The organism is Jonesia denitrificans DSM 20603, from assembly GCF_000024065.1.
Taxonomy (GTDB): Bacteria; Actinomycetota; Actinomycetes; order Actinomycetales; family Cellulomonadaceae; genus Jonesia; species Jonesia denitrificans.
Map to the genome: position 1 here is coordinate 1,267,985 of NC_013174.1, position 23,356 is coordinate 1,291,340.

The 23,356-nt window shown below is 57.8% G+C and carries 21 protein-coding genes; 19 read left to right on the forward strand and 2 right to left on the reverse strand.

All coding sequences use genetic code 11. The features are described 5' to 3' along the window. Positions 1-40: 40 nt before the first annotated feature. From JDEN_RS06005 to mshC, 5 genes are all read left to right on the forward strand, one after another. Positions 41-2,158 (forward strand): M3 family metallopeptidase, encoded by a 2,118-nt coding sequence (locus tag JDEN_RS06005; RefSeq protein ID WP_015771475.1) that lies wholly within the window; start codon positions 41-43, stop codon positions 2,156-2,158. A gap of 91 nt (positions 2,159-2,249) precedes the next feature. Beyond that, entirely contained in the window at positions 2,250-3,569 is a 1,320-nt protein-coding gene (locus JDEN_RS06010; protein WP_015771476.1) for a M20/M25/M40 family metallo-hydrolase, read from the forward strand. Between the two features lie 75 nt (positions 3,570-3,644). After that, complete coding sequence (locus JDEN_RS13950; protein WP_015771477.1) at positions 3,645-3,941, forward strand: hypothetical protein; 297 nt, start codon at positions 3,645-3,647, stop codon at positions 3,939-3,941. Positions 3,942-4,022: 81 nt separating this feature from the next. Beyond that, entirely contained in the window at positions 4,023-4,892 is an 870-nt protein-coding gene (uppP, locus tag JDEN_RS06020) for an undecaprenyl-diphosphatase UppP (RefSeq protein WP_015771478.1), read from the forward strand. After that, entirely contained in the window at positions 4,889-6,160 is a 1,272-nt protein-coding gene (gene mshC / locus JDEN_RS06025) for a cysteine--1-D-myo-inosityl 2-amino-2-deoxy-alpha-D-glucopyranoside ligase (protein ID WP_015771479.1), read from the forward strand. Before uppP ends, mshC begins: the two co-directional genes overlap by 4 nt. A 31-nt stretch (positions 6,161-6,191) precedes the next feature. Here the strand turns inward: mshC and JDEN_RS06030 are convergent, their stop codons facing one another. After that, positions 6,192-7,082 (reverse strand): PAC2 family protein, encoded by an 891-nt coding sequence (locus tag JDEN_RS06030; protein ID WP_015771480.1) that lies wholly within the window; start codon positions 7,080-7,082, stop codon positions 6,192-6,194. A 60-nt stretch (positions 7,083-7,142) separates the two neighbouring features. Between JDEN_RS06030 and JDEN_RS06035 the strand changes: the two genes are divergently transcribed. Beyond that, positions 7,143-7,820 (forward strand): HAD family hydrolase, encoded by a 678-nt coding sequence (locus tag JDEN_RS06035; RefSeq protein WP_015771481.1) that lies wholly within the window; start codon positions 7,143-7,145, stop codon positions 7,818-7,820. Here the strand turns inward: JDEN_RS06035 and JDEN_RS06040 are convergent. Further along, positions 7,764-8,660: a RecB family exonuclease gene (locus tag JDEN_RS06040; protein WP_015771482.1), complete on the reverse strand. Its 897-nt coding sequence runs from the start codon at positions 8,658-8,660 to the stop codon at positions 7,764-7,766. The two genes, JDEN_RS06035 and JDEN_RS06040, sit on opposite strands and share 57 nt — an antisense overlap. 31 nt (positions 8,661-8,691) lie before the next feature. On the opposite strand from JDEN_RS06040, the gene JDEN_RS06045 reads away from it, so the two are divergent. The 13 genes from JDEN_RS06045 to hisI all read left to right on the forward strand — a co-directional run bounded on the left by JDEN_RS06045 (position 8,692) and on the right by hisI (position 23,330). After that, complete coding sequence (locus tag JDEN_RS06045; protein WP_143713259.1) at positions 8,692-9,825, forward strand: site-2 protease family protein; 1,134 nt, start codon at positions 8,692-8,694, stop codon at positions 9,823-9,825. A 23-nt stretch (positions 9,826-9,848) separates the two neighbouring features. After that, on the forward strand, positions 9,849-10,874 hold the full coding sequence (locus JDEN_RS06050; protein ID WP_015771484.1) for a tRNA (adenine-N1)-methyltransferase: 1,026 nt from the start codon (positions 9,849-9,851) through the stop codon (positions 10,872-10,874). Between the two features lie 63 nt (positions 10,875-10,937). Continuing rightward, entirely contained in the window at positions 10,938-12,590 is a 1,653-nt protein-coding gene (gene arc, locus JDEN_RS06055; protein WP_015771485.1) for a proteasome ATPase, read from the forward strand. A gap of 39 nt (positions 12,591-12,629) precedes the next feature. Beyond that, entirely contained in the window at positions 12,630-14,261 is a 1,632-nt protein-coding gene (gene dop / locus JDEN_RS06060; protein ID WP_015771486.1) for a depupylase/deamidase Dop, read from the forward strand. An 88-nt stretch (positions 14,262-14,349) separates the two neighbouring features. Beyond that, a complete protein-coding gene (locus JDEN_RS06065) occupies positions 14,350-14,547 on the forward strand; it encodes a ubiquitin-like protein Pup (protein ID WP_015771487.1) in 198 nt (65 codons plus the stop codon). After that, the gene (prcB, locus tag JDEN_RS06070; RefSeq protein ID WP_015771488.1) at positions 14,544-15,452 is read left to right on the forward strand and encodes a proteasome subunit beta; all 909 of its coding nucleotides are present in this window, start codon (positions 14,544-14,546) and stop codon (positions 15,450-15,452) included. Before JDEN_RS06065 ends, prcB begins: the two co-directional genes overlap by 4 nt. Beyond that, a complete protein-coding gene (gene prcA, locus JDEN_RS06075; RefSeq protein ID WP_015771489.1) occupies positions 15,449-16,159 on the forward strand; it encodes a proteasome subunit alpha in 711 nt (236 codons plus the stop codon). The genes prcB and prcA overlap by 4 nt, the downstream gene beginning before the upstream one ends. Then, positions 16,156-17,535, forward strand: a complete 1,380-nt coding sequence (pafA, locus tag JDEN_RS06080) for a Pup--protein ligase (RefSeq protein ID WP_015771490.1) — start codon at positions 16,156-16,158, stop codon at positions 17,533-17,535. The genes prcA and pafA overlap by 4 nt, the downstream gene beginning before the upstream one ends. A gap of 53 nt (positions 17,536-17,588) precedes the next feature. Next, on the forward strand, positions 17,589-18,497 hold the full coding sequence (locus tag JDEN_RS06085; RefSeq protein ID WP_015771491.1) for an FKBP-type peptidyl-prolyl cis-trans isomerase: 909 nt from the start codon (positions 17,589-17,591) through the stop codon (positions 18,495-18,497). 12 nt (positions 18,498-18,509) lie between these two features. After that, positions 18,510-19,283, forward strand: a complete 774-nt coding sequence (gene hisF / locus JDEN_RS06090) for an imidazole glycerol phosphate synthase subunit HisF (RefSeq protein ID WP_015771492.1) — start codon at positions 18,510-18,512, stop codon at positions 19,281-19,283. Between the two features lie 11 nt (positions 19,284-19,294). After that, positions 19,295-21,109: an ABC transporter ATP-binding protein gene (locus JDEN_RS06095; RefSeq protein ID WP_226926590.1), complete on the forward strand. Its 1,815-nt coding sequence runs from the start codon at positions 19,295-19,297 to the stop codon at positions 21,107-21,109. Then, positions 21,106-22,953 carry an ABC transporter ATP-binding protein gene (locus JDEN_RS06100; protein ID WP_015771494.1) on the forward strand — a complete coding sequence of 616 codons (1,848 nt, stop codon included), beginning with the start codon at positions 21,106-21,108 and terminating at the stop codon, positions 22,951-22,953. The genes JDEN_RS06095 and JDEN_RS06100 overlap by 4 nt, the downstream gene beginning before the upstream one ends. Continuing rightward, complete coding sequence (gene hisI, locus JDEN_RS06105; protein WP_015771495.1) at positions 22,950-23,330, forward strand: phosphoribosyl-AMP cyclohydrolase; 381 nt, start codon at positions 22,950-22,952, stop codon at positions 23,328-23,330. The genes JDEN_RS06100 and hisI overlap by 4 nt, the downstream gene beginning before the upstream one ends. Positions 23,331-23,356: the final 26 nt, after the last annotated feature.

Here is a 23,356-nt window from a genome sequence, read left to right on the forward strand (position 1 = left end):
TGAACAGTGTGCTGTAGGTTACGTCCAGGTGTGGGTAACAATGGGGGACATGAGCGCACACATCAACGACCTTGATTCGCCATTCGCCACCGATTCCTCCCTCCCTTTTGCGTTACCCAACTTCGCTGCGTTGACCACCGCTGACTACGAACCAGCGATCAGAGCGGGCATCGCTGCAGAACTCGCAGAAATTGACGCCATCGTTGCGCAGAATGACCCACCAACCGTGTCCAATACCCTCGACGCGTTTGAAACCAGCGGGCAACTCCTTTCCCGTGTGATGAGCGTGTTCGACAACGAACTGTCATCCAACACCAACGAAGAACTCGATGACCTCGACGAACGCCTCGCCCCAGTGCTGTCAGCACACCACGACGACATCTACCTCAATGACGCTCTGTACTCCCGGTTACGGTCATTGGAAGAAATTTTGCGTCACAACGATGCTACGCACGGAACTGAACACCACACCAGCGCCGATACCGAAGCACGCTACCTGCTGTCCACAACCCTCAGAGACTTTGTGCGAGCCGGCGTGGAACTCAGTGACGACAAGAAACAACAACTGCGCACCCTCAACGAGCAAGCAAGCACCCTAGAATCAGCTTTTGGGCGCACACTGCTCGCAGGAACCAACGCCGCAGCGATCCTGGTGACCAACGAAACAGAACTTCAAGGAGTGCCCGACGACGTGCGTGCAAGTGCGGCCGCTGCTGCACGCGAACGTGGACACGACCAAGGGTGGCTCCTGGAACTACAACTACCAACCGTGCAGCCCATCCTCGCCCACGTGGCCTCCCGCACGTTACGGGAAAAAATCCACCGCGCATCGGTCAACAGGGGACTAGGCGGGGAACACGACACCCGCCAGATCTTGCTTGACCTGGTGCGAGTACGCGCCGAGATCGCCCAACTCTTAGGCTACGAGCACTGGGCAGCGTACGTGGCAGAAGACTCAACTGCCGGCACAACACCAGCGATCAACGACATGCTGACAAGTCTCGTTGCCCCCGCTGTGCGCAACGCCCGCCGCGAAGCTGAGGTGCTCACGCAGGCGTTACGCGACGAACTCCACGACGACACCGCACACCTCCAACCCTGGGACTGGACCTACCTCAGCGAAAAAGTCAGAGCACGCGACTACCAACTTGACGACGCAGCACTACGCCCCTACCTCGAACTTCACCGGGTGGTCCACCACGGTGTATTCGCTGCTGCCACACGGCTTTACGGCATCACCTTCCACCAACGCGACGACCTTAAGGGCTACCACAACGATGTCGTGGTCTACGAAGTACACAACGCCGATGGGTCACCCCTAGGACTGTTCCTCGCCGACTGGTACACCCGCGACACCAAACGCGGCGGGGCCTGGATGAACAACCTTGTTGAACAATCCTTCCTCCTGAACCACCACCCCGTTGTCGTCAACAACCTCAACATCACACCGCCACCGGCCGGGCAACCCACCTTGCTCACCTGGGATGAAGTCATCACCCTCTTCCACGAATTTGGGCACGCACTGCACGGCCTATTCGCCCAATCACACTACCCCTCCCACTCAGGTACCCAAGTGCCCCGCGACTTCGTCGAATTCCCCTCACAAGTCAACGAAATGTGGGCCTGGGACCCCGAACTCCTCCACAACTACGCCGTGCACTACCACACCGGCGAACCACTACCCCAACAATGGATCGACACCCTCATCGCCACCCGACAATTCAACGAAGGATTCGCCACCACCGAATACCTCGCCGCCGCCATCCTTGACCAAGCCTGGCACCAACGACAACCCCACGAACTGCCCACCAACCCAGCCGACGTTGAAGCATTTGAACACGCGGCCCTCACCGCCGCTGGAATACAACTAGACCTGGTGCCACCACGCTACCGTTCCACATACTTCAACCACATTTTCGCCGGCGGATACTCCGCCGGATACTACTCCTACATTTGGTCAGAAGTCCTCGACGCTGACACCGTCCAATGGTTCCACGACAACGGTGGAGCAACACGCGCCAATGGCGACCACTTCCGCACCACACTGCTCGCACCAGGCGGAAGCGCCAACTGCCTGAGCACATACCGCACCTTCCGCGGGCGTGACGCACACCGCGAACCCCTCCTGACCAGACGCGGACTACTCGACAACAACTAACCCCCAACCACCAACCCCGCGCAGGGCACCACAACACGGTGCCCTGCGCTTCGCCGTCACAACAACCACCCATCATGAGACAATGACCCACATGATGGAAGCCAGCCCCCAAGCCCTCACCGAAGTCGTCACAATCTGCCAAAACCTCCTGCGCATCGACACCTCAAACTTCGGTCACAACCAAGCACGGGGCGAACGACAAGCCGGCGAATACGTCATGGAACTCCTCACAGAAGTCGGACTCGACGCCGAACTCTACGAATCGTCACCAGGACGCACCAACGTCGTCACACGCATCCCAGGAGCCGACCCCACCCGCCCAGCTCTCGTCGTCCACGGACACCTTGACGTCGTCCCCGCCCAAGCAGACGAATGGACCGTCCCCCCATTCGCCGGAGAAATCATCGACGACATGCTCTGGGGACGCGGCGCAGTAGACATGAAAGACATGGTCGCCATGATCCTCGCCGTCACCCGCGACCTCACCCGCCACAACATCACACCACCACGCGACCTCATCATCGCAATGTTTGCCGACGAAGAAGCAGGCGGAGAATACGGAGCCCACTGGTCCGTCACCCACCGCCCCGACCTCTTCGAAGGCGCCACCGAAGCACTATCAGAAGTCGGCGGCTACTCCACCACAATCAACGGACACCGCGCCTACCTCCTCCAAACGGCAGAAAAATCCCTCGGCTGGCTCCAACTCATCGCCCACGGAACAGCCGGCCACGGATCCCAAACCATCACCGACAACGCCGTCACCCACCTCGCCAACGCCCTCACGCGCATCGCCAATCACAACTGGCAGTACCACATCACCCCCACCCTCAACGCCCTCCTCGCCGGAGTCGCCGACCTCACCGGACTGCCTTACGACCCCAACGACCCCCACACCATCGACACCCTGATCACCGCACTAGGCCCCACCGCCAAATTCGTGGCCCCCACCATCCGCAACACCGCCAACCCCACCCAACTCACCGCCGGATACAAAGCCAACGTCATCCCACGAACCGCCACCGCCGTCATCGACGCCCGATTCCTCCCCGGCCACGAAAAAGCCGGACTCGACACCCTCAAAGAACTCGCCGGACCCCACATCACCATCGACCCCATACTCATTGCCCGAGCCGTCGAATCACCCCACAACTCCAGCCTCGTTGACCACATGTCCAACGCCCTCACCCACTACGACCCCAACGCCACCGTCCTGCCCTACATGCTCTCCGGCGGAACCGACAATAAATCCCTGGCCGAACTCGGAATCACCGGCTACGGATTCGCCCCCCTCCAACTCCCCGACACCCTCGACTTTCCCGCCATGTTCCACGGAGTCGACGAACGCGTCCCCATCTCCGCCCTCCACTTCGGAGTCAACGTCCTCACCCGCCTCCTCCAACAGTGCTAACACCAACCGACAACCTCACAACCCAAAACTTCCAAACCTCGTGCAATTCCACGCCAACGGCGATAACGTTAGGTCATGACCGTTCATCCGCGTGCCGCCCTCGACCGCTTCATCGCTGCACTCGAAGCACACTATGACGCCGTCTCCCAACGGCGCGGACCCAACGACCAACTCGTCGACGACGCCTACGACGTCCTCGAAGACGCCTTCGACATCTACGACGAGTCCCTCGCCATCACATACGGTGAACTCCTTCCCTTCTCCACCATCGACGAAGACGACGACCTCGACGACGACGACGATGAGGATGACGACGACCTCGACGACGACGATGAGGATGACGACGACCTCGACGACGAGAACGACGACTAACACCACCCCCACACACAGTCCTCACCCCACCACGGCGAGGGCTTTTTCCATGCCCCAACACTTCGAGGTAATGTAACGAGCGTGAATTTCTTCGAAGCAGTCGTGATGGGCCTGATCCAAGCCCTCACAGAATTCCTCCCCGTCTCCTCATCAGCACACCTGAGAATCTTCGGAGAACTCATCGGCTCCAACGACCCAGGAGCCGCCTTCACCGCCATCACCCAAATCGGAACCGAAGCAGCAGTCCTGCTCTACTTCCGCCGCGACATCAAACGCATCTGCATCCAATGGTGGCTCTCCATACGAGGAGACCACGGAACAGACTGGCGCTCGCGGATGGGCGCTCACGATCATGATGCGGCAATGGGGTGGTACATCGGGTTGGGGTCTATCCCCATTGTGGTGTTGGGGTTGCTACTTGAAGACTGGATTGATACCTCATTTCGCAACCTGTACATCACCGCACTCATGCTCGCTGTCTTCGGTATTTTTCTGGGTCTCGCCGACAAGTACGGTCAGCATGAGCGCACCCTGAACGAACTCACTCCCAAGCATGCAGTGTTGTTTGGTTTTGCGCAGGCCATGGCCCTCATCCCTGGTGTATCACGGTCGGGGGGCACAATCACAGCTGGGCTGCTGATGGGGTACACGCGTGAGGCCGCGGCCCGCTACTCTTTTCTTCTCGCTATTCCCGCTGTCCTGGGGTCAGGTTTTTACAAACTGGCCAAAGCAGCGGCAGCTGATCCTGTCCCAGGAGCGCCTGGGGCGTTTGCCACACTTGTTGCAACCCTTGTGTCGTTCTTCGTGGGATACCTTGTCATCATTGCGTTCTTGAGGATCGTGTCCACGTTCTCCTATAAACCATTTGTTCTTTACCGTCTCGTCCTTGCCGCCGCCGTTGTGGTGTTCTTGTTGGCGGGAATTCTTCAGCCGATGGGAGTCGTCGCGTGATCACTTGGCCAGCCCCTCAAGTCCCCTCCATCCCTGGTGCACTGACTTCAGTGCGTGTGATGGATACCAGCAGTGGGCAGTTGGTTGAGACAGTTCGCCCCGGGGTGGGGGAGAGTTCCATGTATGTGTGTGGAATTACGCCCTACGACGCCACACACATCGGACACGCTGCCACTTACATCGCGTTTGACCTGTTGTATCGCGCCTGGCTCGACGCTGGTCAACGTGTGGTGTATACCTCCAACGTGACGGATGTTGATGACCCGCTACTTGAGCGGGCCACCGCCACGGGTGTGGACTGGACAGAATTAGCAACCTCTCAAATCACCTTGTTCTTTGATGACATGAGCGCTCTGGGTGTCCTGCCACCTCACACCTACCTCAGTGCGGTGGAATCCGTGCCCATGGTGATCTCCGCAACCCGCCACCTGCTCGAATCTGGGCGCGCTTATCGAGTACCCGTTCCCGCTCAGGAGCGCCCCGTCCACTCACCCGCGTACGACATTTATGCCGATGTGACCAGCGACCCTGATTTTGGCAGCATCAGTGGCTACACCTCTGAGGAACGTGTGCGTCTCTTCACTGACCGTGGTGGCGACCCCGCCACACCAGGGAAGAAAAATCCGATTGACCCCATCATGTGGAAAGCGCAACGTGAGGGGGAACCTGGGTGGGACGGCGATGATCTTGGGTGGGGCAGGCCCGGCTGGCACATTGAATGTACGACCATCGCTCACTGTGGCATTGGACGATCATGCACTGTCCAAGGTGGCGGGTCCGACCTCATCTTCCCCCACCATGAAATGTCCTCCGCGCACGCTCGAGCGCTTTTTGGGCAAGATGCGGGAGCCAGCGTCCACGCACACGCCGGGCTGATCGCCTATCAGGGTGAAAAGATGAGCAAATCCAAAGGGAATCTTGTGTTTGTGTCCCGCCTTCGCCAGGAAGGAGTCGACCCCATGGCTATCCGCCTTGCGATCCTGGCAAACCACTACCGCGACGAGTGGGAATGGACCTCCGATGTGCTCGACGCAGGGATCAAACGGCACCAGTTGTGGCTCCAGGCTATGTCCACCAACGGCGGGCCTCACCCTGGCGCGACGCTAGCAGCGATGCGTGAAGCGCTCAGTAACGACCTCGACGCGCCGCGCGCACTGGACGCCGTTGACGCTTGGGCGTACGCCACCCTTGCCGGGAACGACGAAGACCCAGGCGCCCCTGGCGTCGTGTCACGCGCTGTCAACGCGTTGCTTGGGATTCGTCTATAGCAGGCAACGCATGGCGTGAACACCCACGAGTTTAATCTGCGGGGGACTGCCCTCGCCGCCGCAAATACTGCTCAAATTCTCGTGCGATTGCCTCCCCAGAGGCGTTGGGTAATTGCGTAGCATCTCGCACTTCTTCCAACTCACGCACATACTGAGCGATCTGTGGGTCAGATTCAGCAAGCTCACTAACGCCGTCTTCCCACGCTTTGGCCTCATCATCGAGGTCGTAGCGGGTGATGGGTTCACCAAGGAGTTCTTCAATCTTTGACACCAACGCAGCCGTTGCTTTGGGTGAGGGAGAGGACGGCACATAGTGTGGGACCGCCCCCCACACACTGAGCACGGTAAACCCCGCATCGGGAGCGATCTGCGAGATGACTCCCACAATCCCCGTTGGCCCTTCATACTCTGAATCCCCGGTTCCCAAAAATTCTTGCACCCCAGCATCACTAGTACTGACCTGCACCGGAATCGGACGGGAATGAGGCGTGTCCCCCAACAGTGCACCGACCACAATAATGGTTTTAACACCGAAAGATTCTGCCACCGTCAACAACTCTGCGGTAAACGAACGCCACCGAAATGACGGCTCGACACCGTGAGCGACAACAATACGCCGCTGACTATTCCACGAATAAGCCATGGAAATTTGGGTCCCAGGCCACACCAGCCGCCGGTCGACACCAACACCATCTACCACCGGCCGGTTGACTTGAAAATCGACAAACTCATCAGGGTCAATGTCAGCAACAACATCACACCCAAACACCTCGGCAATGTGTTCAGTGGCACCGGTTGCAGCGCCTCCGGCATCATTCCACCCAGAAAACGCGGCAATGAGCACCGTGTCATGGCTCAGCGCCCACACTGCGTCCTCCTCGTCACCACGTGACGCATCCAGGTGACCTTCATCGCGTTCCATGTCTCTACCCTAGTGCGCGATAATCTGGGTTGGCATCCGCGACAACTAAGGAGAGCTCACGTGCGCACACCTCAAGCTATTTTGTGGGACATGGACGGTACCCTCATCGACTCTGAACCCTACTGGCAACAAGCAGAGTTCGACCTCGTTGCACAACACGGGGGAGTGTGGACGATGGATGACGCCCTCAACCTCGTGGGCTACGACCTCCACGACGCGGCGAAAGTCCTTCAGCATCATGGGGTGGACCTTGAGGTCGACAAGATCGTCAACTTCCTCATCACCACCGTGTCCACTCGCATCTCCCGGCATGTCCCCTGGCGCGACCACGCGGCCGAGACTCTCGCCTGGGTTCGTCACCAGCGCATCCCGTGCGCACTGGTCACCATGTCCCACACACCAATTGCCCAAACCTTTGTTGACTCCGCGCCACACGGAACATTTGACGCCGTGATCACGGGGGACATGGTTCCTCAAGGCAAACCGCACCCAGACCCCTACGTCATGGCAGCTCGCACCCTGGGAGTCGACGTCACTGAGTGCATCGCGATTGAAGATTCCCCGACGGGAATCACCTCAGCAATGGCCGCTGGAGCACGCACCATCGCCATTCAAGCGATCATCCCCGTCCAACCGCGCCCCCACCTGTCGCGCATCCAAGAACTTGACCAACTCACACCATCAGTTCTCGACGTTGTCATGCACGGCGCAACCATCGACTTCTTCACTCCTGGATAATTCACCAGGCACCCCCAACCACACCTGGCTGGCGCGCTCGCGATCCACGGGGCCGACCGAGCCGCCAAATGCTGGACACACCTGCTGAAATGAACACCACCCGCACAATTTTGAGCGGCGGGGGACAAACCCATCTGTGTCAATTGCGCGTTCAATACCATCCCATACCCGCGCGATGGAGGCCTCGACCCATGACACATCACCATTGGTTGGCGCCGACTCCATGATTTTGCCGTCCCCGAGATACACCAACCGCAACATCGCCGGTAGGCGCCCTTTCACGCGCGCCACCAACAACGCATAAAACCGCATCTGAAATGCGGCGTTTCCACTGTACTGCGGTGCTGGGGCTCGACCAGATTTATAGTCAACCAACCGGATCGCCCCATCAGGGGCCACATCGACACGGTCCACGACGCCAGTGACTGAACGCCTACCCACGTACGATGACAACGTCACCTCTCGGGCAGCAGGATGGAGCATTTGAGGGTTTTCTAACTCGAAATACCGGGCGACCAATGCTCGCGCATCTGTCACAACCCCTTCTATGGTGGCTACATCGAACTCTGCTTTCACCGCTGGACGTGACTCCACTAACTCCTGGACAACCCCATCAACAAGTGACGTGGCAAACCCCACGTCCCGTTCGTCCGGGGCCACATCAAACAACCGTTCCAACACCGAGTGCACCACCGTGCCCCGCACCGCAGCAACACTCTCGCGTTCCGGCAACCGATCAATTGTGCGCAACCGAAACAACAATGGACACTGCCGAAAATCCAACGCACGGGACGGTGACAACGCCCGCCCACCACTCAACACGCCACTGACATCTAACATGCCCCCAGCCTAACGGCCTACCCTAAACACTGTGAGCACACCCCGCACCTACCGTATGGCTACTTTTGGTCACACTGACCTCATCATCCACCCCAATGCGGCGATCACCATCACAATCATCGCCGCCATGTACTACCCCTTCTTCGCCACCAGAACCCCCACTGCTGCAGCGCTTGTGCTCAGCGCTGCCCTCGCTCTCGCGCTGGCTGGGTCCGTTCTTGCGCACGAAGTCGCCCATGTCGTGACCGCGCGTCTTTTCGGGATCACCACTTCCCGCATCGAACTGACTATTCTTGGCGGGCACGCCCACTTCACCACCCCATTTGTGCGCCCTGGACCACATATCCTCACCTCACTTGCTGGCCCTGCCATGAATCTTTTGCTTGCTGCGCTAGTGACTGCTTTGACCTGGAGTACCAACCCTGCAACACCTCTGTATGCGCTTGGTGACACGGTGGCTTACCTCAACGTGCTTCTCGGGTTGTTCAACATGCTTCCCGCCTATCCACTTGATGGCGGTCATACACTGACTGGTCTGGTGTGGGCGGTGACGAAGACTCGTTCTACTGCTACCCGCTTGACGGCCTACACGACAACTGTGCTTGCTGTGATTGTGTTCCTCATCATGGTGGGGATGGTTGTTATTTTCCCGTCAGCTGGAACAGTCATCCTTGTTGTGTGGGCCGCAGTTGTCGCACCGTTGTTGCTGGTTGGTGCCCGTAATGGGATGCGTAATGCGCGTCGTCTTGAGGCTTTGGAGCGTCTCTCACTTCAGCAGGTCGCCCGCCCCGTGGTTGTGTTACCCAGGCAAGCGACGACTAGCGATGCGGTGGCTGCGTCCCACCAACACCCCACCGCCATACTTGTTCACGACGGTGAGCCGGTGACGTGGACAGATCGGGCCACGCTTCTGCGTGTCCCTGGTGAGGTAGTGTCCTCAACACCACTGTCCATGGTGATGGTTCCGCTGACGCCAGGTTCGGTGATCGCTGGTACCGCTGACATGGTGGTGGTCGCGTCGTTGTTGTGGGGCGGTGATCAGCAGCGGCCTGTTCTTATGATGCGCACTGATGGTGTGTTGGTGTCCGCGGTCTTGGGAGCCGACCTCCTCGCCGCTGTGAGCACCGGACCACGTAGACTGTCCACTGACATTGATGAGGGCTAAGGCAAGGACAACACGGACACTTTATGACTCACCCTACGGGCGCTGACCGGCGCAGAGGACCATTTCGCCCCGGAGATCGTGTGCAACTCACCGACTATAAAGGGCGGCTTCACACCATCACGTTGACTCCTGGCTCCCAGTTTCACACGCATCGGGGATACTTCAACCACAATGACATTATTGGTTTGCCTGACGGTAGTGTCTTTGAAACGACCTCTGGGGTTCAATACCAACTGATGCGGCCGTTGTTGTCTGACCATGTGTTGTCGATGCCTCGCGGTGCCGCAGTGGTTTACCCGAAAGACGCTGCCCAGATCGTTGGTATGGCCGATATTTTCCCCGGAGCCCGCGTTGTTGAGGCCGGTGTGGGTTCTGGTGCGTTGACAATGTCGCTCCTGCGCGCGGTCGGTGATGGTGGACAGGTGCATTCGATTGAGCGCCGTGACGATTTCGCAGCGATCGCCCGCGACAATGTGGAGGTTTTTTTCGGAGGACCACACCCTGCGTGGACGCTGTCCGTTGGGGATCTTGCCGATGTGCTTCCTCAGTACTGGGAGCCAGGTTCTGTTGACCGGGTAGTCCTTGACATGTTGGCACCGTGGGAAAACATTGACGCTGTGGCTACCGCACTGGTGCCAGGTGGTGTACTGATTTGCTATGTGGCGACGGTGACTCAGCTGTCGCGTGTCGCTGAGGACTTGCGCGATGATGGCCGCTTTACTGAACCCGAGGCGTGGGAGTCGATGGTGCGCCAGTGGCATCTTGAAGGCTTAGCCGTACGCCCGCAACACCGCATGGTGGGACACACCGGTTTCCTCATCACCGCCCGGCGGTTGGCGCAGGGAACTACGCCACTACTGCGTAAGCGTCGGCCGGCGAAAGGTGCCTACGACGGCACTGAGAACTGGGACGCTGCCGAACTCGACGAGCGTGAACCGTCTGCCAAGAAACTCCGACGAGTGCAACGCGACCTGCACGAGAACAAAAACCTCCTTGCGTCATCGAAGGAATCGCAGACACCTCCAGCACCACCGGCCCAGAACAGCTAGGTTAGAAGACACAATGTTCCTCCAGGTGAGGTGAGTGGCAACCAACAGGGGAGTGAGAGAACCATGACCGAAACCCACAATGACCCTGAAGAACTCGCGCGGCGAGTCGCCTCGTTGTCAGCGCAAAATGAGCGACTCGCGCAAATCCTTGTCGAAGCGCGCAGTAAAATCGTGGGGCTCCAGCAACAAATCGATGATCTCGCTCAACCCCCCAGCACCTACGCCACGTTTATTCGCTCATACTCCGACGGCACCGCTGACGTGATGGTGCAAGGACGGAAAATGCGGCTCACCTCACTGCCCGCCGCCATGGTGTCCACAGCCCGCCCAGGGCAACAAGTACGCCTCAACGAAGCAATGGCAATCGTTGAAACAATGACCTATGACCACACAGGGGAGTTAGTCACCGTCAAAGAACTGATCGGAACACACCGCGCCATGGTTGTCGGACGCGGTGACGATGAACGTGTCGTCAACTTGGCGGGGTCTCTGATCGGACGTGACGGTCCCACGATCCGAACCGGAGATAGCGTCCTGGTCGACCTGAAGGCCGGTTACGCTCTCGAAAAGATCGACAAGTCCGAAGTGGAAGAACTCGTCCTTGAAGAAGTCCCACGTGTGGCCTACGAAGATATCGGAGGTCTTTCCCGGCAAATCGACACGATTAAAGACGCCGTTGAACTTCCCTTCCTCCACCCAGACCTTTACCGTGAACACGGCCTGAAAGCCCCCAAAGGAATCCTCCTCTACGGGCCACCAGGATGCGGAAAAACACTCATCGCCAAAGCCGTCGCCCACTCACTAGCCCAAACAGTTGGACAAGGAAACAACACCCCTACTGACGACACACGCGGCTACTTCCTCAACATCAAAGGTCCAGAACTCCTCAACAAATACGTCGGAGAAACCGAACGCCAAATCCGGCTGATCTTCACCCGCGCCCGCGACAAAGCAGCCCAAGGACACCCCGTTGTTGTGTTCTTCGACGAAATGGAATCACTGTTCCGCACGCGCGGAACCGGCCTATCCTCTGACGTAGAAACAACGATCGTCCCTCAACTCTTGGCAGAAATCGATGGTGTCGAACGACTCGACAACGTCATCGTCATCGGTGCATCAAACCGTGAAGACATGATTGACCCCGCGATCCTGCGCCCTGGCCGACTCGACGTAAAAATAAAAATTGAAAGACCAGACGCGGAAGCTGCTCTCGACATCTTCTCCAAATACCTCACCCCCGACCTCCCCATCCACCCCGTGGATCTGGCAGAACACGGTGGGAACGCACAAGACGCTGTCACCGCCATGGGGCAACGCGTCGTCGAACACATGTACGCGACCACACCGGACAACCAATTTCTCGAAGTCACCTACGCATCAGGCGACAAAGAAACCCTGTACTTCAAAGACTTCAGCTCCGGTGCAATGATCCAAAACATCGTTGACCGCGCCAAAAAAGCCGCAATCAAAGGGTACCTGTCACACGGAACACGAGGACTACAGGTCGAACACCTCCTCGCCGCCTGCGACGACGAATTCCAAGAAAACGAAGACCTCCCCAACACCACCAACCCAGACGACTGGGCGCGGATCTCCGGGAAAAAAGGAGAACGCATCGTCTTTATCCGCACCATTGTGCAACGCAAAGGCGAAGGGAAAAACCCCACCCCAGCAAAAGCAATCGAGACCCCACACAACACAGGCCCCTACTTGTAAACACCAACGACCCACCCACACCACAACGAGGCGACACACGTGACAGTACGCAGAATCATGGGCATCGAAACCGAATACGGAATCACCCAACAAGGCAACCCGCGAGCCAACCCCATGCTCATGTCCTCACAAATCGTCACAGCCTACCGCGCCGTATCAACCCAAGCACGCCAGCACGCCCGCTGGGACTACATCGATGAAGACCCCCTCGCCGACGCACGCGGATTCCGCCTCCAACGCGCCTCAGCACACCCCTCACTCCTCACCGACGACCCCACAACCCCCGCCCCCTCCGGCGACGACCACGGGGTCCACGCCCAACCCTTAGCCCGCCCCACCACCGAAACCTACGACGACCCCTCCGCCGCAAACGCCATCCTCACCAACGGGGCACGACTCTACGTCGACCACGCACACCCCGAATACTCCTCACCAGAAGTCAGCAACCCACGCGACGCTGTTATCTGGGACGCCGCCGGAGAACACATCATGAGGTCCGCCGCACACCACCTCCACCAATCCATGGGAATCGACCTCCAACTGTACAAAAACAACACAGACGGCAAAGGCGCAAGCTACGGCACCCACGAAAACTACCTCGTCAAACGAGAAGTACCATTTACCGACCTCGCAACCTTCCTCACCTCACACTTCGTCACCCGACAGATCTACACCGGCCAAGGACGAGTCGGACTGGGAACCACAGGACAACAACCAGGATTCCAAATCTCCCAACGAGCCGACTTCATAGAAGCAGAAATCGGCCTGGAAACAACACTGCGCCGCCCCATCATCAACACCCGAGACGAACCACACGCAGACCGCTCACGGTGGCGCCGCCTCCACGTCATCATCGGAGACGCCAACGTCATGCACCACCCCACCTGGCTCAAACTCGGAACAACATCACTCATCCTGTGGGTCCTCGAACACCTCGACAACCACCAAGACCTCCACAACGAACTCGCAGCCCTCACCCTGGCCAACCCCGTCGACACCGTCCACCAAGTATCACGAGACCTCACCTGCACAACCCCACTCACCCTCACCAACGGCAACCAACTCACCGCAATCGAGATACAACGCCGCTACCTCAACATCGTCACCACTGCCCTCACCCGCCACACCAATGACATCGACACCGACACAGCAGAAATCCTCACCGCCTGGGACCACACACTCACCCAACTAACACACGACCCACTCACCTGCCAACGAACCATCGAATGGGTCGCCAAATACCGCCTCCTCAACGCCATGCGCGAACGACACAACCTCACCTGGGACCACCCCAAACTCGCCATGATGGACATCCAATGGTCAGACGTCCGACCCGAACGCGGACTGTGCCGAACCCTCCAACGCAAAGGACACATCGACACACTCGTCACCGACGACGACATCACCCACGCAATCGGACACCCACCCACCGACACCAGAGCCTACTTCCGCGGCGAAGTCATGGACCGCTACCCCCACGTCGTTACCGGAGCAAGCTGGGACTCAGTCATCTTCGACCTCCCCTCCTCACCCACCCTGCACCGCATCCCCATGACCGACCCATGGCGCGGAACACAAACACACGTCGGAACACTATTCACCCAACACCCCGACCCCACAGAATTCGTCCACGCACTCATGGGAACACCACCCCCCAACACAACCGGGTGAAACACCAAGAACCACCCCACGCGACCAGACGAAACACCCCAACATACGATTAGATTGACTGCACGAACCACTCGCCCAAGGAGGCATCATGGCCGCTCGTGAATACCACCACTCCCACCACAACACCCCCGACGACGACGCGTCCGACACCCCCACACCCCCAACAACCAACACCACAGCACCATCCACCCAAGACGTCGACGACCTCCTCGACGACATCGACGACGTCCTCGAAATCAACGCAGAATCCTTCGTCCGCGGATTCGTGCAAAAGGGCGGACAATGACGATCACAGGAAGCCGAGGATTCCCCGACGGATACCTCGCACCAGGATCATCCTTCCTCGACTTCGCCGCACAACACGCACCAACAATCATGCCCGGCACACAACCGACCTTCGACACCATCCCACAAGACATCGCACCCCACGGAACAACAATCGTCGCCCTCGAATACCACAACGGAATCATCATCGCCGGCGACCGACGCGCCACCATGGGAACAACAATCGCCCACCGCGAAATCGAAAAAGTCTTCGCCGCCGACGAACACTCCGCAATCGCCATAGCAGGAACAGCCGGACTCGCCATCGAACTCGTCCGCCTCTTCCAACTAGAACTCGAACACTACGAAAAAATCGAAGGCACCCCACTCTCACTCGACGGCAAAGCCAACCGCCTCTCCACCATGCTCAGATCCCACCTCCACCTCGCCCTACAAGGGCTACCCATCGTCCCCATCTTCGCCGGATGGGACAGCACACGCCACCAAGGCAGACTCTTCGCCTACGACGTCACCGGCGGACGCTACGAAGAACCAAACTTCACCTGCGCAGGATCAGGCTCCGTCTTCGCACGCAGCGCACTGAAAAAACTCTGGAAACCACAACTCGACGCAACACGCGCCATCACCATCGCACTCGAAGCGCTCTGGGACGCAGCCGACGACGACACCGCCACCGCAGGCCCCGACATCATCAGACGCATCTGGCCAATCATCGCAGTCATCGACCACAAAGGATTCCGATACGTCTCCGAAGCAGACCTCGCCCACGCAAACGACACCATCGCACACCAGCGCTCGCAGGATCACCAACATGTGCGGGTCCTTGAACCTGGTCGTGATGGGCCAGGAAACCGCCTTCCTTCGCAAGGTTCCGCGACTATCATCCCTGAGAGTGACCAGTCATGAGCATGCCGTTTTATATTTCGCCTGAACAATTGATGGCTGATCGTGCCGACTATGCACGTAAAGGTATTGCCCGGGGTCGTGCTGTTATCGTGGCTACGTGCACTGAGGGAATCGTTTTTGCCACCGAAAATCACTCGCAGGCGTTGCACAAGATCTCAGAGATCTATGACCGCATCGGTTTTGCAGCGGTGGGGAAATACAACGAGTTCGAGGCGTTGCGTGTCGCGGGGATCAGGTACGCCGACTTGCGTGGTTATTCTTATGACCGCAGTGATGTCACAGCGCGTGCACTCGCCCACGCTTACGCGCAAACGTTAGGGACCGCGTTTACGACCGAATCAAAACCTATGGAGGTTGAGGTTGTGGTTGCTGAACTGGGGCATGACGCTTCGAGGGACGAGATTTACCATCTCAGCTATGACGGGTCGGTGGCGCAAGAGCATGGTTGCGTGGTCATTGGTGGAGATCAAGACACCATTGATGCTGTTTTTCGCTCCTCTTGGGAACCGACGATGTCGCTTGCTGACACACTGACAGCGATCACTCAAGCGCTGAGTCAGCCGCCCCAAAAAGACGCAGAACACACAATGGTGACACCGGCCCCCACGTATGAGGCTGCTCTGCTGGACCGTTCCCGCCCCCGGCGAACGTTTCGCCGGTTGACTGTCACCGATTTCGTCCCATCAACTCAAGGAACGCGCTCGTGACCCGCCGCATTTTTGGACTCGAAACTGAGTACGGTATCACTTACGCGCACCCGACAGACGATGTGACATTGTCTGCTGACGAGGTGGCCCGTCAACTCTTTAAAAAGGTTGTGGCGTGGGGACGGTCCTCGAATGTTTTTCTTCGTAATGGTTCTCGACTTTACTTGGATGTTGGTTCACATCCCGAGTACGCAACTGCTGAATGTGACTCAGTTGAGCAACTGATTGCCCATGATCGCGGCGGAGAACTGATTCTGGTTGATCTTATTGACGATGCGCAACGCCGCCTGGCTCAAGAGGGGTACACCGGGACTATTCACCTGCTGAAAAATAATACTGATTCTGCCGGGAATTCCTATGGGTGCCACGAGAACTATTTGGTGCGTAGGCAGGGTGACTTTACCCGGCTCGCTGATATTCTCATTCCATTTCTGATCACCCGGCAGGTTGTTGTGGGCGCTGGCAAAATCATGTCCACCCCCCAAGGCCCTCGGTACTGTTTTTCCCAGCGTGCGGACCATATGTGGGAAGCGGTGTCCAGCGCAACAACACGCTCACGCCCCATCATTAATACCCGTGATGAACCCCATGCGGATGCCGAGTTTTACCGGCGGCTCCACGTCATTGTGGGAGACTCCAATATTGCGGAGCCCACAACCTTCCTGAAGGTGGGTGCAACGGACATGGTGTTGCGACTCATTGAGGCCGGCGTTCCGATGCGGGATCTTGCGTTGGATAACGCTATGCGTGCGATCCGTGAAATCTCCCACGACATCACGGGGCGTGCCACGGTGACGCTGAGCTCAGGAAAGACTGTGACGGCATGGCAACTTCAAGAAATGTATGTGGAGAAAGTCCGCACCTATGTGGAATCGCTGGGGCCGTTGAGCCCCACTGACGAAGCGGTGTTTGAGTTGTGGGAACGAGCGTTACGTGCGGTAGAGACGCAGGACCACAGTTTGATCGACCGAGATATTGATTGGGCGATCAAGAAACGGCTCCTTGACCGGACGCAGGACCGACTGGGCTGTGCTCTTGATGACCCGAGGCTGGCGCGCCTTGATCTTGCTTACCACGATATTTCTCCAGCTACTGGTCTTGGACATCGTCTGGTGTCGCGTTCCATGATGAATCGGGTGGTGAGTGATGCGGAGGTGGAGCGCGCATCACAGGTTGCTCCGGAGACGACTCGAGCGCACTTGCGTGGGCGGTTTGTCACGGCAGCCCAGGAACAGAAGAAGGACTACACGGTGGATTGGGTCCACTTAAAGCTCAATGATCAGGCGCAGCGCACGGTGTTGTGTAAGGACCCGTTTGCCCACGTGGATGACCGTGTTGATCAACTCATTGATTCCATGAGGACACAAGCGACGTGACAACGGTGACACACTCACCTTCCCACCAGGGTTGATGGTTACGATAGTGAGTCATGCGCGAGAATCAATGGGCCACTGGTGTGTTGGCGATGGTGGTGGCGGGAGTCGTTCTGCTTGTGGGCACTGGGTGCGGCGCTGACACAGAGGCAGAACCCACGGAAACTGTGACTGTTGACGACACCATAACGGTGAGTGGGACAGCGGATGAGACTCCGTCGTTGACGTACGAAAAACCCTATCCGTACAGTGAGCCGACCACCACTGTGGTGTGGGAAGGCGAAGGTGAACCGGTCGACGCGGGTGAACCCATTTTGTTGCGGATGTATGCGGAGGATGCCAGTAATGGTGAGGTTGTGCGTGACGACCATGTCTCAGTTCCAGCCGCCTATCTTGTCACGGAGGAGGCTATTGGTGGGCAACTTGTGGAAGCTATTGTGGGCAAACCGACCGGATCCCGTGTGCAACTTGTTTCTCAGTCTCAGGATCGCACGTTGATCACTGTGGTGGATATTGTCTCGGCGACAGCTACAGGGGAACAACGGGAGCCTGAAGATGGTTTACCTCATGTCACTTATGCCGACAATGGTGCTCCACAAGTGGAGATCCCGAAGAAGGTGAAAGCACCGCAGGAATTGAATGTGCAGCAACTACGCACTGGACGCCGCAAGCAGGTTCAGGCGAATGCGCAGGTAGTTCTCCAAGTGCATGGTGTTGCGTGGTCTACCGGTGATGTGTTTGATTCGACGTGGGGAGATGGGAAGACTCCTGTCACCGTGACTGTGGGTGCAGATGAAGTCATTGAAGGGCTCGATGACACACTCGTGGGTGTGCCGGTGGGGTCACAGTTGTTGGTTGTTGTGCCGCCGACGTTAGGTTTTGGTGCGGTGGAGGGCCACGCGTTGGCTAAGGAAACGCTCGTGTACGTCATTGATGTGCTCGCAGCATCAGATATTCGTGAATAACCAAGGAGCAGCATGTCTCTGGCTGTGCGTGTCATTCCCTGCCTTGACGTTGATGCAGGTCGCGTCGTTAAAGGGGTCAATTTTGAGAATCTTCGTGATGCGGGGGATCCGGTAGAGCTGGCTTGTCGATATGGCCAGCAGGGCGCCGACGAGTTGACGTTCCTTGATGTCACCGCGTCCTCAGGGAACCGGGAAACCACGTACGATGTGGTCCGCCGAACAGCGGAGGAGGTGTTTATTCCGCTGACGGTTGGTGGGGGAGTGCGCACTCCTGATGATGTCGATAAGTTGTTGCGTGCTGGAGCGGACAAGGTTGCTGTCAATACTGCGGCGATTGCTGATCCAACGTTGATCACGGCTATTGCTGATCGTTTTGGTAGTCAGGTGCTCGTGCTGTCAGTTGATGCGCGCAGAGTTCAGGGGGATACACGAACTGAATCAGGGTATGAGGTGACGACCCATGGCGGGCGTCGGGGGACGGGGATTGATGCTGTTCAGTGGGCCATTGAGGGTGCGGAGCGTGGCGCTGGTGAGATTTTGTTGAATTCGATGGATGCTGATGGCACGTACCAGGGCTTTGACGTAGAGATGTTCACCGCGGTGCGTCGTGAGGTGGGGATCCCGTTGATTGCGTCGGGCGGTGCTCACGAGCCGGGTGATTTCACTGAGATCGCGCAGCATGGTGCGGATGCTGTTCTGGCCGCGAGTGTGTTTCACTTTGGCAAGCTCACTGTCAACGATGTGAAGGATCACATGGCAGACCATGGAATTGAGGTGCGGCGCTGAAGCGCTGGTCAATGATGACGTCAACACGATATTCTTTGCCGCAGCGGCCAGGTAGGACAGGCCTTGCCCTCATGGTTCGCGGAATTAGCGCAGAACCGCGCATTTATGCTCGTGCGATTACTGCGTCAGCGCTGTTCGGCTTACTTACTGTGGCAATTTCCCGGGTCATCGGGTGGATCACCAACACCTATGTCATGCCGATCATTGAGTCAGACACCCCGGTCGTCCAGGTGTGGCAAGGAGCCGCGGTTCTCACCGTAGTCATTGTTGCCTTAACCTTGTCCATTGCCGCGCGACGTATATTTGCGGCTCAGGGAACCTACGCCCTCCAGGCGCGTCACCGTGTTCACCTTGCTGATCGTCTTGTTGATCTTCCTCCGGCGTGGCACCGCGCGACGTCACCGGGGAAGATCTTGTCTCATGCGTCCTCTGACGCTGAGGCGGCAACAAGCGTGTTCAACCCATTACCGTTCGCCTTAGGTGTTGTGGTCATGTTGCTGACCTCCACGGTCATGCTGGTGCTCATTGACCCCGCTATAGCCTTGGCTGCGTTGGCGATCATCCCGGTCATGATGATTGCGAACATCCTGTTTCAACGCAAAATGTCACCGGCCGTCACCACCGCGCAACAATTGCGCGCTGATGTGTCAGAAACGGCGCACGAGAGTTTTGAGGCAGCAACACTGGTCAAGGCGATGGGGACTGCTCAGGTTGAGTCGGCGCGTTTCCGTGAAGACACAACGCGACTGTTGACGGCGAACACCCGGGTCGGGGCGTTGCGTGCAGTATTTGATCCGATTATCGATGCGCTGCCACATCTTGGTTCATTGCTCGTGCTTCTTGTTGGTGTCCAGCGTCTTGCCACTCAGGACATCACGGCAGGTGATGTGGTCACCGCGACGTATCTCATGTCGTTGCTGTCGGTACCTGTGCGATCGTTTGGCTGGGTGCTCGCGGAGTTACCCCGCTCGGTAGTGGGATATCAGCGTGTAGCTGAGGTAGTTGACACTCCCAATCCCATGCCCCCAGGTCACGTTAGCCCTGACTGGGATGCGCACGAGCCACTGGAGGTATCGGTTCGTGACGTGTCTGTTGTATACCGGGAGGAACAAGGCGAGCAGAGGGTGTTGGATGAGGTGAGTCTGACGATTCCAGCCGGCTCGCTGACAGTTCTTATGGGGCGCACCGGAGCTGGCAAGACCACACTGGTGTCACTGTGCGCGCGGCTTGCAGACCCCAGTGAGGGTGAGGTCCGGTTGGGGGGCTTTCCGGTGGCAGAACTAACCCATGATGCCATCACGCGACATGTCGCGTTCGTCTCTCAATCACCGTTTATTTTTGATGACACAGTCCGTCACAACGTGACGTTGAATAACGAGATGTACTCCGATGATCAGGTGTGGCAGGCGCTCGAAGATGCGCACATTGCAGATCATGTTCGGTCAATGCCTCGACAGTTGGACACTCATCTTGGTGAACGCGGTTCATCTCTATCTGGCGGGCAGCGCCAACGGATCGCGCTTGCCCGAGCCCTGATTACTCAGCCCAGCGTGCTCATTCTTGATGACGCGACCTCTGCGCTTGACCCCCAGGTTGAGCAGGCAATCCTCCGCACAGTCAAAGCGAAATCCCGCGCAACTGTGGTGATGGTGGCCTACCGGTCTGCGTCTGCTCAACTTGCCGACCATCTCGCGGTCTTGTCCCAGGGGCGGATAGTGGCTCAAGGGGACCACAAGCACCTGATGGAATCCTCCGAGGACTACCGGGATCTTGTCATGGCGTATGACAATGACGCAGAGCGCAGACAACAGGAGGGGACAGAATGAAGACGACCTCCAGTAATATCGCACAAACATCCCAATTAGGGGTGTGGGCGACTGTACGACGGGGCGTGGCAACAACCCCGGAACTCGTTGATGGATTATGGTGGACCCTCCTGCTCGCTCTTGCGGCAGCCGGTGGGAAAGTTGCGGTACCGATCGCGATTCAGCAAGCAGTCGACGCAACAACTGAATCAACTGCGGTGGTGTCGCAGCTCACCGGTATCCTCACGATCGCGGTGATCGCCATCATTGTGGCTGCTGGTGCCACCATGATCGTGAACATGAAACTCGTGTCGAACGCTGAACGAGCGCTGGCCCGCCTGAGGCGTGAAGCTTTTGATCACATCCACCAACTGTCCATCCTCACCCAAAACACCGAGCGCCGCGGCGCACTGGTGTCTCGGGTGACCTCAGACGTTGATACGATCTCGATGTTTGTGCAGTGGGGTGGGCTTATGCTCTTGACCTCGTTGTTGCAAATCGCTGCCGCCACGACCGTGATGCTTGTCTACTCCTGGCAGCTCACCCTGCTGGTGTGGATCACCTTCATTCCGTTCATGCTCATCCTGCGACCAGCGCAACAACGAGTGAACAGGAGTTTTACCGCGGTACGGCAGCGCATGGGAGAACTTCTCGGGACTGTGTCTGAAACCGTTGTCGGGTCAGCAACTATCTATTCCAACGGGGTAGGGGCAACGTTCCGTGACCGTCTCATGGACCGTATTGAAGCGCATCGACAATCAGGTGTGCAAGCCATGACACGTGTGGCACTAGCCTTCTCCGCTGGAGTGTTTGCGGCGAACATCGTCCTTGTTGTTGTGATCGTTGCCGGCGCCTATCTGGGTGTGGCGGGGAACATCAGCTCCGGCCAATTGGTGGCTTTCTTGTTCCTCACGCAATTGTTCACTGGACCCGTTCAACTAGCCACCGAAGTTCTCAATGAATTACAAAACGCTGTGGCAGGATGGCGCCGTGTCCTGGCAGTTCTCGATACAGACGCCGACGTGACGAGCCCAGTGAGTACACGAGGTCAACGCTCCTACCAAGGAGGAGCAACACTCGCACTTCATGCAGTGGGATACCACTATCCTGGCGGCCCTCAAGTCCTCCATGATGTGTCACTGACCATCCCAGCGGGGACACGCTACGCCATCGTGGGGGAAACTGGGTCAGGAAAGACGACCCTAGCTAAACTCATCACACGATTTTCTGACCCCACTCATGGGCACATCACCTTCGATGGTATCGACTTACGCGACTACTCAAATGAGGACTTGCGTGCTGCGATTTTGCTGATTCCCCAAGAAGGTTTCCTCTTTCACGCAACACTCGCACAGAACATTGGGTATGGATTAACTGTGCGCTACCCGACGATCACCCCAGCAGAGCAAGAAGCGCACATTGCTCGCGCCGTGAGCGAGTTAGGACTACAGACCTGGGTTGACACGCTACCGCAGGGCCTGAATACGTCCGTTGGGCAACGCGGGGAACGCCTGTCAGCGGGGGAGCGGCAACTCGTTGCACTCGCTCGTGCTTACTTGTCTCGAGCAGAGCTAATTGTCATGGATGAAGTGACCTCGGCCGTTGATCCAGCCACGGAGGTCATGATTGCGCGCGCTCTGGAAAAACTCATGCAAGAGAAAACAACCATCACCATTGCACACCGTCTCTCCACTGCAGCAGTCAGTGACGCCATCATCGTGATGGACCATGGAAAAGTGGTTGAGCAAGGAACACACACAGAGCTTTTCCAGGCCGGAGGCCGGTACACAGACATGTACAACGCCTGGATCAGCCAAACTACAACTGCAACCGCACGACCAACGTCACCAAGGACATCATCATGACTTCTCCACCAACCACACTTGACCCCACCATTGCTGCACGACTGAAACGTGATTCCGCTGGGCTTGTCGCAGCGATCATCCAACAAGTCGACACCCGCGAGGTCCTCATGCTGGGGTGGATGGATGACGAAGCTTTGCGGCGCACCCTCACTGAGGGGAGGGTGACGTTCTTTTCACGCTCTCGGCAGGAGTACTGGCGTAAGGGGGATACTTCGGGTCATATCCAGGTGGTCAAGTCAGTGGCGATTGACTGTGATGGTGATGCCCTCCTTGTCGAAGTTGATCAGGTGGGAAGTGCCTGCCACACCGGGGAAAGGACCTGTTTCCTCACAGGAGGAGACTTGGGTGCTGTGGTGGGGGAGAACCAGGTATCTTGAGCATTGACATCAACCGCCAAGCATGA

What these genes read in the sequence shown, in the direction of transcription:
- JDEN_RS06005 (WP_015771475.1), top strand. Translation starts at nt 41, where the DNA reads ATGGGGGACATGAGCGCACACATCAACGACCTTGATTCGCCATTCGCC.
- JDEN_RS06010 (WP_015771476.1), top strand. Translation starts at nt 2,250, where the DNA reads ATGATGGAAGCCAGCCCCCAAGCCCTCACCGAAGTCGTCACAATCTGC.
- JDEN_RS13950 (WP_015771477.1), top strand. Translation starts at nt 3,645, where the DNA reads ATGACCGTTCATCCGCGTGCCGCCCTCGACCGCTTCATCGCTGCACTC.
- JDEN_RS06030 (WP_015771480.1), bottom strand. Translation starts at nt 7,082, where the DNA reads ATGGAACGCGATGAAGGTCACCTGGATGCGTCACGTGGTGACGAGGAG.
- JDEN_RS06040 (WP_015771482.1), bottom strand. Translation starts at nt 8,660, where the DNA reads ATGTTAGATGTCAGTGGCGTGTTGAGTGGTGGGCGGGCGTTGTCACCG.
- JDEN_RS06050 (WP_015771484.1), top strand. Translation starts at nt 9,849, where the DNA reads ATGACTCACCCTACGGGCGCTGACCGGCGCAGAGGACCATTTCGCCCC.
- arc (WP_015771485.1), top strand. Translation starts at nt 10,938, where the DNA reads ATGACCGAAACCCACAATGACCCTGAAGAACTCGCGCGGCGAGTCGCC.
- JDEN_RS06065 (WP_015771487.1), top strand. Translation starts at nt 14,350, where the DNA reads ATGGCCGCTCGTGAATACCACCACTCCCACCACAACACCCCCGACGAC.
- prcB (WP_015771488.1), top strand. Translation starts at nt 14,544, where the DNA reads ATGACGATCACAGGAAGCCGAGGATTCCCCGACGGATACCTCGCACCA.
- prcA (WP_015771489.1), top strand. Translation starts at nt 15,449, where the DNA reads ATGAGCATGCCGTTTTATATTTCGCCTGAACAATTGATGGCTGATCGT.
- JDEN_RS06085 (WP_015771491.1), top strand. Translation starts at nt 17,589, where the DNA reads ATGCGCGAGAATCAATGGGCCACTGGTGTGTTGGCGATGGTGGTGGCG.
- hisF (WP_015771492.1), top strand. Translation starts at nt 18,510, where the DNA reads ATGTCTCTGGCTGTGCGTGTCATTCCCTGCCTTGACGTTGATGCAGGT.
- JDEN_RS06095 (WP_226926590.1), top strand. Translation starts at nt 19,295, where the DNA reads ATGATGACGTCAACACGATATTCTTTGCCGCAGCGGCCAGGTAGGACA.
- JDEN_RS06100 (WP_015771494.1), top strand. Translation starts at nt 21,106, where the DNA reads ATGAAGACGACCTCCAGTAATATCGCACAAACATCCCAATTAGGGGTG.
- hisI (WP_015771495.1), top strand. Translation starts at nt 22,950, where the DNA reads ATGACTTCTCCACCAACCACACTTGACCCCACCATTGCTGCACGACTG.